12 protein-coding genes are annotated in these 12844 nt (G+C 36.0%); 6 read left to right on the forward strand and 6 right to left on the reverse strand.

Annotated elements, in window-relative coordinates:
- Positions 1 to 93: 93 nt before the first annotated feature.
- Together H6F39_RS07870 and H6F39_RS07875 are read right to left on the reverse strand one after the other, a co-directional pair.
- Positions 94 to 2076: a GAF domain-containing protein gene (locus H6F39_RS07870; RefSeq protein WP_242028624.1), complete on the reverse strand. Its 1983-nt coding sequence runs from the start codon at positions 2074 to 2076 to the stop codon at positions 94 to 96.
- A 304-nt stretch (positions 2077 to 2380) separates the two neighbouring features.
- Positions 2381 to 3877, reverse strand: a complete 1497-nt coding sequence (locus H6F39_RS07875; protein WP_190396503.1) for a dolichyl-phosphate-mannose--protein mannosyltransferase — start codon at positions 3875 to 3877, stop codon at positions 2381 to 2383.
- A gap of 223 nt (positions 3878 to 4100) precedes the next feature.
- Here H6F39_RS07875 and H6F39_RS07880 point away from each other — a divergent pair, with 223 nt between their 5' ends.
- From H6F39_RS07880 to H6F39_RS07890, 3 genes are all read left to right on the forward strand, one after another.
- Entirely contained in the window at positions 4101 to 4505 is a 405-nt protein-coding gene (locus tag H6F39_RS07880; protein WP_137906253.1) for a hypothetical protein, read from the forward strand.
- A 35-nt stretch (positions 4506 to 4540) separates the two neighbouring features.
- On the forward strand, positions 4541 to 5596 hold the full coding sequence (locus H6F39_RS07885; RefSeq protein ID WP_190396504.1) for a tellurite resistance TerB family protein: 1056 nt from the start codon (positions 4541 to 4543) through the stop codon (positions 5594 to 5596).
- Between the two features lie 83 nt (positions 5597 to 5679).
- Positions 5680 to 6036, forward strand: a complete 357-nt coding sequence (locus H6F39_RS07890) for a Rieske (2Fe-2S) protein (RefSeq protein WP_137906251.1) — start codon at positions 5680 to 5682, stop codon at positions 6034 to 6036.
- Positions 6037 to 6471: 435 nt separating this feature from the next.
- Here H6F39_RS07890 and corA read toward each other — a convergent pair whose 3' ends face one another.
- Positions 6472 to 7623, reverse strand: coding sequence for a magnesium/cobalt transporter CorA (gene corA / locus H6F39_RS07895; RefSeq protein ID WP_137906250.1), 1152 nt, complete (start codon positions 7621 to 7623; stop codon positions 6472 to 6474).
- Between the two features lie 175 nt (positions 7624 to 7798).
- On the opposite strand from corA, the gene H6F39_RS07900 reads away from it, so the two are divergent.
- The 3 genes from H6F39_RS07900 to H6F39_RS21125 all read left to right on the forward strand — a co-directional run bounded on the left by H6F39_RS07900 (position 7799) and on the right by H6F39_RS21125 (position 9197).
- On the forward strand, positions 7799 to 8605 hold the full coding sequence (locus H6F39_RS07900) for an SDR family oxidoreductase (protein ID WP_137906249.1): 807 nt from the start codon (positions 7799 to 7801) through the stop codon (positions 8603 to 8605).
- A 194-nt stretch (positions 8606 to 8799) separates the two neighbouring features.
- A complete protein-coding gene (locus tag H6F39_RS21120) occupies positions 8800 to 9033 on the forward strand; it encodes a hypothetical protein (RefSeq protein WP_306420153.1) in 234 nt (77 codons plus the stop codon).
- The gene (locus tag H6F39_RS21125; protein WP_306420152.1) at positions 9027 to 9197 is read left to right on the forward strand and encodes a type II toxin-antitoxin system HigA family antitoxin; all 171 of its coding nucleotides are present in this window, start codon (positions 9027 to 9029) and stop codon (positions 9195 to 9197) included. The genes H6F39_RS21120 and H6F39_RS21125 overlap by 7 nt, the downstream gene beginning before the upstream one ends.
- A gap of 300 nt (positions 9198 to 9497) precedes the next feature.
- Here the strand turns inward: H6F39_RS21125 and H6F39_RS07910 are convergent, their stop codons facing one another.
- The 3 genes from H6F39_RS07910 to H6F39_RS07920 form a co-directional block, all read right to left on the reverse strand.
- Positions 9498 to 9953, reverse strand: coding sequence for a cupin domain-containing protein (locus tag H6F39_RS07910; protein ID WP_137906248.1), 456 nt, complete (start codon positions 9951 to 9953; stop codon positions 9498 to 9500).
- A 4-nt stretch (positions 9954 to 9957) separates the two neighbouring features.
- Entirely contained in the window at positions 9958 to 10728 is a 771-nt protein-coding gene (locus tag H6F39_RS07915; protein ID WP_190396505.1) for a cysteine hydrolase family protein, read from the reverse strand.
- Positions 10729 to 10901: 173 nt separating this feature from the next.
- On the reverse strand, positions 10902 to 12671 hold the full coding sequence (locus tag H6F39_RS07920; RefSeq protein ID WP_190371484.1) for a hypothetical protein: 1770 nt from the start codon (positions 12669 to 12671) through the stop codon (positions 10902 to 10904).
- Positions 12672 to 12844: the final 173 nt, after the last annotated feature.

Here is a 12844-nt window from a genome sequence, read left to right on the forward strand (position 1 = left end):
GGACATTAGAATCCCTCAATGAAGCGATGACGATTGCAGTTAATTATCTTACAGAAGATGATGCTTTCAACTGGTTCAACCACTGTGGCTTATTTACCTGAAAACTGCTGTAATAGCGTTACCAATGAGGTTTAAAAATAGCTGGATTAATTGTGTTTCATCGGCCATGACGGTGGGTAAGGGATCATGGGTAATGATTGCACCAGTTTCCGTAATCCGTTGACGTAAATTCTTCAAAGCCCGATTTACAGCAGTTTCTACTTCCGTGACTTGAAAAACAATTCCTAATGTATCTACCTGGGAGTATGCGAGTACGTCATCAATTAAGGTCTGCATTAAACTTACTCCTTCGACAACATAACTAATAAACTCCTTTGCATCTGCGTCTATTGTTGCTGCATAGCGCATTTCCAAAAGTTGCACATAATTGGCTACTTGATTTAATGGTTCTTGCAAATCATGGGAAGCGACATAGGCAAATTTTCTCAATTCTGCATTAGAACGTTGTAAATTTTCAGCTAATTGGGCTAATTCATCAGCTTGACGGAGGACAATATTGATGATGGATTTTCGTAATTCCAATGCAGCTTTAATTTCTACATTTTGCCAGGGTAAAGATGTTAATTGAACTATTTCTTTCCATAAATCAAATGATTTACGCGGACACAACCGGACATTTCCCTCAGATTCATCAACTGAAAAAGCTTGATGGGGATTCCCACCCCAATTGACAGTTTGAATTATTTCTGGTCGAAACCACAATAGATAATTTTTCTGAGAAATGGGAATAGCTAATAACCCACTAGCAACGTTTTTCAAGCTAATCGCATCTGGATAAATCTGAGGTAAGGAATTTGTGGAAAATACCTCATCTTTGACATTATTTTTTAGCCATGCTACTAAAAAATTCAGTTCTTCTGCTGGAGGAGTATTACCAATTAGGGTATATTTTCCGCCAAAATAAACTGCTGCTCCCTCTGCATTAGTTAAATCTAGCAGATTTATTTGATTTTTGACTAAACCATCAATAAAGTTCTGTTCTTGAGACATATATTCAATCAATTGGGATTGAACTTGTTTCAAATTTATCTGATATTTGTAATCTTCTGTTTCTTCTTTGCCAGAAATTTCTGAAAATATAATTCTTCCTAAAAATTCACAAGCTTTCCGTAATTCGTAGGAAATATATTTGGATGATTGATGATGACAAGCAATTAAACCCCAAAGTTTGTGATCCTTAATTAAGGAAATTGTCAAAGATGCACCTACGCCCATATTATGTAAATATTCTATATGACATGGTGCGGCACTTCTGAGAGTAGAATTAGTTAAATCAATAGGTTTTCCGCTAACTGGGTTAATTTTGGGGAAAATTTCTACTGATGATTGAACGTTTGTATCGGGAATAACTCTAATGGAATTTTCTAGAAATAATTGTCGTGCTGGCTGAGGAATATCTGATTCTGGATAATGTAATCCTAAATAAGACTCTAAACTATCTATTTTTTCTTCAGCAATTACAGAACCATGTCCATCATCACAGAATTTATATAACATGACTCTGTCAAATCCGGTTATTTTTCGGATTTCTTGGACAATAATTTGACTAAAATCACGGAGGCTTTTAGTTGTTTTTAATCGATTAATTGAGGCTTGAGTTAAATGATAAAAACTTAAAAAAGGAATATTCTCTTGAGATGCTGTCGGTTCTAATTCTAAGATTAAAAATCCTTGAGAATTTCGATAAAAAGTGGCATCAAATATTGTATATTCATCTCCTTGTTTCTTGATCCAAATTTTGGTAGGGTTAATAAAATCTAAATTTTCTTCTGATAACCAAAATTTGATTTTCTGTATTTGGTAAGGATCTAGTAAGTCTTCTAATTCCTGTTGTACCATATCTTCTGGAGATATGCCAAAAGTATTAAAAGTATTTTGACTAATTTGTAATATTTGTAAATCTGGCTCTTGTAAGACTAACAAAATCCCATGGGGCTGAATTTCACTAATCAAATGTATTTGCGCTTCTTTTGAGCCTGTGATATTAATATGCTGTTGCTTAACATTGATATCCATAAACCCTTCCTTCCATGATTTTGGAGCATAAAATATATAGATTGCATCTAAATTCCTCACACCTATAAAAATTTTTTTGATTTAGTACCTTTGACAGTGGTACAGTCTATAGGTACAATCGCTCTTGTCCTTTATTCTTACACAATTTAACTGTTTGTAACCTAATATATAGATAAGAAATGTAAAATTTAATCTGATAAAAGCTACAGTATTTGTATAGTTATATTAAGCAATACCAAATAGAATAATATTGCCAGAATAATTGACCGCAAGACCGCACGCAAATTCATATTAGGTATTTCTATCAAATCCAAGAATTAAACCACATCCGCATTCTATAATCATCAGGAGAGAGGGGTAAACCTAGATAAATAGGTATCCAGAAAATGAAAGCAACTACAATTATAAAAGTTATAGTTACACCTAAAAACCGCAATGTGCGATAATAACTCAGTAAACATTGATCTACAAACCAAGCAATGGCTATGAATGTAAAGATTACGGCACACATATAATGATAGATAAAAGTACATCTTGTTACCTTTACCCAAGGGAGCAAATTAGCTCCATAATTTATAATTAGAAATAGACCAATCCAAGTATCAATGCTGAGATTTTTCGGGATAAATACTAGCTTTTTTTCTATTCCTGGCATAGTCATGTTGATCATCACCATACCAATTAAAAATATCATAGCAGCTAAACCAAACCACCATAAAAATGGATTACCCATAGCATGAACATCATAAATTATCTTACCAGTACCATCAGGTAAAGGTGGTCCAAATACAGGTAAGGGATCATGAATACTTTGAGCAGTTTGATAATAATAAGCCATTGGCCGGGTTAATAATGGCCATTTATACCATGCAGCACAATAAGGATGAACGCTAGGACTATTACCACCTAATTGCAGATGAAATTGTAAAATTTGTTTATGGACTTCAATAAATCCATATTTTTGATCAAGTTGGAGATGAGGAATCCAAATCAAACTATAAACGACTGCGGGAATAATTCCTAAATAGGAAAACATCTGCCAAATATTTATTTCTTTCAGGTTTTGTAATGGTGTTTTTCTAGTAAGAATCTGGGAATTATGGGAGGTGCGAAAAAAGTGTAAATAAGGAAATAAGGGGGTACGAGATGTAGAATCAAAAGACTGTAAGTAGTGAATTATCCAAACTGCTATCCATAAACTATAAGCACCTCCAAGAAACCACAAACCATTCCATTTAGTTCCCACGCAAGCACCAAAACTTATCCCAGAAAGTAGCAACCAAAACCAACGTTTTTGTTTTTGCTTCTGCAATGCTAATAATAATAACCATTGTCCTAGTAAACCAAAAATAACTATATATATATTACTTAAAGCATAACGAGATTCTACTAAAAATAATCCGTCACAAGCTGTAAAGAATCCTGCCAATAAGGCCAAACGATAACGATAACTTACTTGATAAGTTAATAAAGTCACGACTACGGGAATAAATGAACCTGTCAGAGCATTTAGCCAGCGATAACTCCCAGGGGATAATAAAGAACCTGTGAGACTATTTACAGCAGGTTCTCGGCCTATGGGAATATGATTACTAATCCAAATACCCAAGCCAATCAAATATTGACTGAGGGGAGGGTGAGCATTAAAAAATGGTGTGTGGGTCAGATAGTTATTACCAAATTTGGCAAAGTACACTTCATCAAATACTAAAGTATTAAATCGGCTTAATCCCCAAAAACGTAGGCTGAATGAAAAGATAAATATGCCGATAATTCCCAATCGAAACCAAGTTTTGTTCATGTTATTTGTGATTTTGGCGGTTTTTGAAATAGCAGTAGTTCAATACCATTATACTTAGAGGATGTTTTTAAATTTGTCAAGTTTGCGGAAGAACCGCTATGATAAATCTCTTTCCTGGAGAAAAAGTGCTATTGTAGTAAACAAGTTTTTCCTTATCATCCCTTGGTATTTGAGTTCAAATGTAGAATAATAGCTGTAGCCCAGCAATAAAATTTAATCTACTATGTCACAATTAGAACGATGGTTAAAAATGGCAGAAGATGAACTAACGGAGTATAGCACTGATGCCCGTAAAATGGAAAAACTCCGCCGTCGGATTAGTTTATCGTTATCATTAGCAGAACAACGGCAACTAAAAGCTGCGTTATTAGGTACAATGCCATCTAGCAAAATTGCAGAAATTGTAGAGGAGCAAAGACAAGTGGTGGCCTTACCATTTTGGGGAATTGCTGGTTTGGGTTTGCTGTTGGGGATTTCTCTGAATCAACCCATGGGCTTACTAGCAGCTATAGGGGGAACTGTAGCAGCTTTTAAAATTCAAAAATGGGGTTGGCAATTACAGGCAAATAGTCTATTATTACGAACATTAGAAGATATTGAAACCCGGATTTCCCAACCAGGTAATTAAGTACAAACAGCAGATTAATTGAGGAGCTAGACATTATGACAAAGTATGACTATATTTTCAAATCAAAAGAGAAAATAGCAGCATCATTGAATCCAGAAGAAGCGGTAGTAGCAATTGCTGTAATTACCACAGCAGTTGATTTAGGCATTGAAGATATAAATGGGGAAATTATAGCTGATATTCTCTGGGAATTTGAGATTTTTGATGAATACTCAGAAGAACAAATGTTAGAAACCGTGGATACACTGATAGAACTAGCCGAAGATGCTGGATTAGGATCTTTATTTAATGCTGCTAATGCTGCTATTTCTGAGGAGGTAGTATTAGATGGTTTTGCGGCTGGGGTGATTATGCTTTTAGATGCTGAAGATTTGATGATTCCTGCTGATAAAAAGACTTATCTTAAACAACTACAAATAGCTTTAGAATTGGAAGATGAAGAAGCAGAAGAAATTATTCAAGAGGTAATTGCCGCAGTTCAAACAGGAGATGAGGAAGAATATGATGAAGAATTTGAATCAATAATATTCAATGAATCTGGTGAACAATTTTATCAGTCACCTTTGGGAAATTTTACAGTTCCTATTCCTCTGGATTTTGAACAGGGAGGAAAAATTCAAACAGAAGAAGGAATGGTGAGTTTTTCGGATGATATGGGAACTTTATTGAGAATTGATTATTATCCTCTGTCTCTAGAACAGATTAAGGAGATCAGAACTCAAGGACATGAAACCTATCTTCATGAAATTATTGTTAATGAATATCTGCCCGAGACGATTATTTCTAATGTACCAGATGCTGAAGTTAAGCATAGAGAATATTGGCAAGATCCTTTAAAAAGATATTACTATGTATTAGTAAATATCCCAAAAGGTTCAACTATTTCTCAACAGGAAACTAACGGTCATGGCATAAGATTAGATGCCTATAGAGGATTATTGTCCTTTGTCAATAGTGAATGTTTGTATGTAGTTAGTAGCCAACGCAGCTTTTTAAATAGTGAAACGCTCGGTTCGGTGAAGGAAGAAGCTGAGAAAATTAAGAAAACTATTTTGGACTTTGTAGAAACTATCGAGTTTGCGGAAATCTAAATTATCAAGATTGGCGATCGCACCGAGCAAAATTGCGAGAAACTAAGAAGGGGTTTATAAAATCACAAAATCAGGAGAAGATCATGGCTTGGACTCAAGTTTTAGCTGCTAATGCACTGGCTACTGGTGCGCGAGAAGTAGTAAAAGTAGGCGATCGCCAAATCCTACTTTTAAATCACGAAAATCAGTTTTATGCTGTAGATAATACCTGCCCGCACTTAAAAATGTCCTTAAAAAACGGGAAAATCGAAAATGGGGCGATAGTTTGCCCTTTTCATCGTAGTGCTTTTGACTTGGGTAACGGTGAAGTCAAAACCTGGTGTCCATTTCCACCCGTAGTGGGTAAATTACTCTCAATGGTTTCCCCAGAAAAAACCCTGCCAGTATTTCCCCTCCGCGTCGAAGAGGGCAACATTTTGATTGATGTGCCATTCGCATAAATAGATAAATAGGTAGGCATAATTAAATATGAAGATGGGTGGGCTTCTAGCCCGCTCTAGCCTAGAATCAGAAAATATGACCCCAAGATCCCGCTAATCAAGCCATAGGACAATCAAAAATAAAGCTAAGAAATATTAACGAAACATAACTCAAGTCTGTTTCTCACCCATTTTTAGGCAATAATGGGAGTGTAAGAAAATAGATTTAATAAATAACTAGTTAACCGCTAGTAAGTAGAGGTGGAGTATGACGACCCAAGATTTTCTTATCCCTCATGCTTATACATACCTGCTGGTTAAAATCGGTGTCTTGATGTTAGCTTTGTTGTTGTGGTTCATATTTACAGCCGCACCCGTTATTTAATTCCATTCACTACTTAGAGATGTTCCCTAAAACGTCTCTATTTTATTAAGTTTTATGGATTTTTATCAAATCTAGCGGTGAAAGTCTTTTTGGAAATTAACGGAATTAGTCAACCAACCCCGGCGCCAAAAAAAGTATAGTAAACTTATCGCAACTAACGCCATTGCTCCCAAACACAGGGGGTAGCCCCAATACCAATTTAATTCAGGCATATTGTGGGGAGATTTTTCGGTATTAAAATTCATCCCATATACCCCTGCAATAAAAGTCAAGGGAATAAAAATCGAAGAAACCACCGTTAGTAGTTTCATAATTTCATTCATTTTATTACTAATTGCTGATAAATAGACATCCATTAATCCAGCTACTAATTCCCGATAAGTTTCCACTATATCCATAACTTGGACTGCATGATCATAACAGTCTCGCAGATAAATTCTCACATCATCACTAATTAATTCACTACCGTCTCTAATTAAAGAATTAATTGCGTCTCTTTGAGGCCAAATTGCGCGGCGAAGCTGTAATAATTCCCGCCTAACTTGATATATTTTTTGCAATGTTTTTTGATTAGGATTAACTATTACTTCTTCCTCTAACTCATCAATGCGTTCACCATAAAGTTCTAAAACCGGGAAAAATCCATCAATAATGGCATCTAATAAAGAATAAGCTAAATAATCGCTACCTTGTCTACGAATGATCCCTTTACCTTTATCAATTCTCATCCTCACTCCATCAAAACAATCATGTTCAGGTTCTTCCTGCACTGTTAATACATAATATTTCCCTAAAACTAAACTTACTTGTTCACTATAAAAACTGCCATTATTGTTATTAGGTACAACCATGTGGGCAATAATCACTAATTGATCTTCATAATCCTCAATTTTTGGACGTTCTATCATGTTCACAATATCTTCTAAAACCAGAGGATGTAAATCAAAAGATTGACCTAAACGGTGTAAAATATCTTTATTCCCTAAACCTTGAACATCCACCCAAGAAACGGATTCTGTATCCAAATAGTTAAGACACTCTTCTGGATAACTTATTTGTTTGCGAATCAGATCAGTTTGGTTATAGTCAATTAAAAAAATAATGGGTTGTTCAGCATTTTCATCAACAATGATTGTTCCTGGTGGAGTTCCTGCTTGGTGAAAAAACTCCTTATCGTGTGACTTATTGATCATCTTGGAAACTCGGCGAATTTTGTTAACCATAAATCTTCATTCCCTAGCTACTGATAATTGTAATTTTAACATAAAACAGGAGTCAACAGTAAAATCCTTACCTTTGGGTCTTGGCGTGAGGCGAATTATTCAAAAAAGATTCCAGTCATGGTAAACTATTAGAGTCAAAATTATTGTAGATTAAATAGCATTGCTTAATAAAAGTATGAACAGCAGTAAAGATCTCATTTTAGTTGTCGGTTCTACCGGTGGAGTCGGACAACTCGTAGTTAGTAAACTTTTAGAAAAAGGCTTACCCATTCGCATTCTCACCAGGAATGCAGAAAAAGCCAACAAAATGTTTAATGATCAAGTAGAAATTGCGATTGGTGATATTCGTGAACCCGACAGCTTAACAGCAGCCATGACAAATATTACTTCTATTATTTGTTGTACAGGAACTACCGCTTTTCCTTCTTCCAGATGGGAATTTAATCAAAATCCCAACATTATTGAATTAGGAATTACTCTATTCAATCCTCTATTTTTAGAAGATAAAGCTAAAAATACCCCTACTAAAGTTGATAATCAAGGTGTAACAAATCTGATATCATCCGCACCAAAAAACTTAAATCGCTTCGTCTTTGTTTCCTCCTGTGGTATTCTTCGCAAACATCAATTTCCTTTTAATATTCTCAATCTTTTTGGTGTACTTGATGCTAAAGAAAAAGGAGAACAAGCAATTATTAATTCAGGAATACCTTATACTATCATTCGTCCTGGACGTTTAATTGATGGACCCTATACATCCTATGATCTCAATACTTTACTCAAAGCTACAACCGCAGGTAAATTAAACGTTGTGTTCAAAACAGGGGATATAATTACAGGTGATTCTAGTCGTATTGACGTAGCCGCAGCTTGTGTAGAAAGTTTATTTCATCAAAGTGCTGTTAACAAAGTTTTTGAAATAGTAAATCAAGGAAATAGACCGGATACAGTTGATTGGGAAAAACTATTTTCAGAATTATAAGTGTGCAAATTTTCAATAATTAGGTAAGGATAATGACCTTAAAATAGGCGCAACCTATCAATCTACAAGATTGGCGATCGCCAATCTTCCCTTAACCTCTATTACCGTTGTGTCCTTTGTTCATCAAACCATGAATTAATACTCAGAAGTCGGGTATATGGAAAAATGATCCTTTCTTTTAACAGGAGTTAACCATGACTATTTCCTTAGATAAAACCACCTACAGTCAATTATTAGTAGAATATCAACCCAAAGTTATCACCACCGAAGCAGAATATGATCAAGCATTAGAAACTGTGGAAAAATTAATGGCTGATCAACAGCGTACACCCGAACAAACTGCTATCCTACAATTGTTAGTCACTCTCATTGAAGAATTTGAAACTAAACCTACCCTATTGAAACATCATCTCCCCATGCAATGTTAGAACATTTAATGGATGCTAGGGGAATTAAACAATCTGATTTAGTAGGAGTTATTGGTTCTAAAGGTGTAGTTTCTGAGGTTGTGAATAGGAAAAGAGCAATTAGTAAAGCTCAAGCAAAAACTTTAGGAGAATTTTTTAATGTTTCTCCGGCATTGTTTATTTAATAGTAAAACTTGCTATTAGCTTCTCTATGTAAGCTAAAACATGAGAACCAGGCTCATCAATCAAAACAAATACAGTTGCAACTCTTTTTTTGAGATCCTGAGATGCTTGTTTATATAGATAATTATCTAAACTATCTTTACCACCGCAAAATTCAGTGGGGATATGCCTACGACATTTGATTTCTCTGTCTTATTTCTCTCGGTTAGTCTTCCGATAAAAAGTTAAACTTGAGAGTGTAACAAAACATCAGCAAAAACCTTTGTTGTTACACCCTCAAATCGCCCAAAACTATAAAAATACTAGAAAAATTTTAAAGAATCCAATCTTCCTAAAACAGTCATATCTTCAGCATCTAATTCTACAGGAATCCCACTGCGAATTAGTTCCGAAAAATTCTCATTAGGAACCATAATTGTCAATGCGTAGAGACGATTTTTACCAGTATTTCTAATCAAATGAGTCCCTGTAGGTGGAACTAACAAACTATCTCCAGCCTTGATATTTACCTTTTTACCATCACAAATTACAATTCCTTCTCCTTTGAGAATAAAAAACATTTCTACCGCCCATTCATGACGGTTTGGTGGTGTTTTTCCACCCACGTCAAAAATTTCCACACAACAAGTTAAAGAAGTATTAGCGCTTGTGGAATCAAAGATAATTGCTAATCGGTTAGAGTCATGGGGACTAATACGATATGCTTGATAATCTTGAGGAGATTTAATGACTGGAATTACACAACGAGTAGTGTACATATTCTTAATTATTAATTGCTGTCAAAATTGCCGAAGAATCAGTGACAAAACCGAAACATTGTTGAACATTATATAAAGTTGCTAACCAACAATATTCCGGTGAAGTTGTTGCAGTACAATCTTTAACTAAAATACAATCATATCCTAAAAAATTGGCATCAGACAAAGTTGATAAAACACACTGATCAGCATTTACACCAGCAAAGAAGATTGTAGTTATACCCAAATTTCGTAAAATACTATCTAAAGGAGTATCCCAAAATCCACTCATGCGATATTTATCAACCTGGATATCTTCTGGTAGTTGTTCCAATTCGGCCACTACCGCAGCAGACCAACTTCCCTTCATTAGTACCTTAGCACCATTGCTGGGCAAAGCATCACCTAATCCTACACCGTCCCCTGTGGGTTTGTATACGTGCAGTAACCCGGCGCTGATATTCAATAAATCGTGACGATTTCCCCAATTTAACCAAATTACAGGTACACCAGCAGCCCGAATTTGTGGTAATAATTGTTGCAGGGGTGCAATCGGTTGCTGGGCAGGGGTGACATCTACACCAATGTGTGCTAACCAACCATCAGGATGACAAAAATCGTTCTGCATATCAATGACAATGATAGCAGCTTTGGATAAATCGCAGCGTAGAGTTTTAGTTTCTGTTGCTAAAACAACTGGTTGCGGGGTCTTTTCGGGACGGGTAATATCCGCAAATGTTTGATTTACTTCCCAAGCATTTGGTAGAACTCCTAATTTCCGAAGGGGTAGATTCATAAATGCCAGTTCTTATCGTTGTTTAATTTATAGCTTGAAATTAGGTTAACTCGCATCTTGCACCTAGCGAATAACCCTACAGAAAAAAATCATAAATATAAAAATATCACAAGTTTGAGGAAGTGGTCAGTGAGGTCATAAAATACCTCACTGATTCAATTATGACCTATCCTTTACCAAGTCGCTTTCAGTAAATAGGAACGAGTTCCCGTTTGAGCTTGCCCCTCATTATTAGTATAGGTATAAGTACCAGTTGCAACAATATCCCCAAAATTATTAATGCTAACAGCATTATTCAGGGTGACAGTTGCACCGTTATAGGTTAATGGTGTAGTGATTAAATTATTCAAATCGCTCATCACGCCGCCATTCCAAACATAAGCATGGTTTATACCTGAAGCTAGTTGGGAAGCTCCAATCACTTGTCCAAATTCATTGATTCCGTTAGCTGAACCAGTGTTACCACCAAGGCTACCCAGGTCTGTGAAATTCCCGTCTCTCAGTAAAAATGCGTCACTCGTTGCAGTTGCTCCCGAACCATTACTGGTTGAGCCAATGATATGACCTGCATCATTGATATCCCGTAAAGTGGCTTTTTCTGCGCCAAAAGTGCCCAGGTTTTGCATTGTATAAGTACCACTAGTATTTTTTTGCCAAATCACGGCCGTATTCACAAACTGATCATTGAGAGTGTCATCGCTGTCTACGTAGCCAACTATCTGCCCCTTATTATTAATACCGCGTGCAGTACCACCATCACCTCCTAAAGTTGTCAGTTCTTGGATCAGTCCATTTTCTGAGTAAATAGCTTTATCCTGACCTGAGGACAGGATATTACGCCCCACAACCTGGTTTAAGTTGTTCGCATCGAATAAGTAACTTTCAAGACCACCAAAGTCATTGATAGTTAAGTTGTAATTATTACCATTCTTTTGCCAAACTAATGCTCGATCTGTTGCTTTAGGTATGGGTTGACGCACTTCGTCTGCCGTTCCCAAAATAATTCCAGAATTGCCAATTGTATTAACATTGGTTGTCAGCAAAGTGACAGTTGCGCCATTGGCGGCGCCAAAATCAGACTGTCCGTTTTTTATACCTGTATTAGTCAAGGCAGTTTGAGAGCCATTTTCCCAAATGAATCCTTGGCGGACATTATTTGTTTGAGTAACATTTGTTGTGGCGTTCTGGTTGATAAACGTTGCACCAGTATCATATCGCCCAGCAATTTGCCCAAAGTCGTTAATGGAGGCGGCTACCACTGTACCGTTAGTATTTGTACTTAAAGAACCCAAATCAGTAACATTATACCTATATAGAGGTATTTTATTTAACAAGGCTTGGGAACTCCTAGCTACACCCTTAAGGGTCGCCAGTAGATCAGTACCAGTTTTGACTAAGGTATCTGAACCTTGAGTAACAAATTGTAATGACTTGCCCAGTAAGCTTTCTCCCAAACTCACCTTATCGCTGTTGATATTAAACCCAAACACCGTGACAGAGCCGTTACCACCTTCAAGAATGATTTTATCTTGACCACTGCCTAGGACAATCCGATCATTGCCCGTACCTGCATTAATAATGTTATTACCATTACCTGTATAAATGATATCGTTACCATTGCCTGTATAAATGATATCATTATTATCACCAGCATAAATGGTATCATTACCATTACCAGTAATAACATTGTTAACACCTCCACCAGTAAAAATGGTGTTATTACCATTGCCGGCGTTGATGAAGTCTTGACCCGCTCCAGCATAGATTATATCGTTACCTGCTGCACTATTAATGATATTGTTCCCTTCTCCGGCAACAATTGTTGCTTGAGTATTACTGAAACTAGTAATTAAATCATTACCATTACCGTAAAACATCAACTCATTGGTATTTGGCATTAAGCCATAGTCACTTACAGGGTTTAAGTTCAAATTAAAACTCATAGCGTTAATTAGCTCCTTTTATTTGCTGTTAATGAGAATTACATTCAATAAATTTAAGCAAAATAGCTATAACTCAATTGATTATTTATATCAATTAAGTTTACAACTCTATGCTGCAAAACCTAACACCCTAGCTGAAACGGCAAATATCAGTAGGGTGACAAACCTAATGG

Source organism: Dolichospermum sp. FACHB-1250 (genome assembly GCF_014696335.1).
In the GTDB taxonomy this organism is placed as follows: Bacteria; Cyanobacteriota; Cyanobacteriia; order Cyanobacteriales; family Nostocaceae; genus Dolichospermum; species Dolichospermum planctonicum.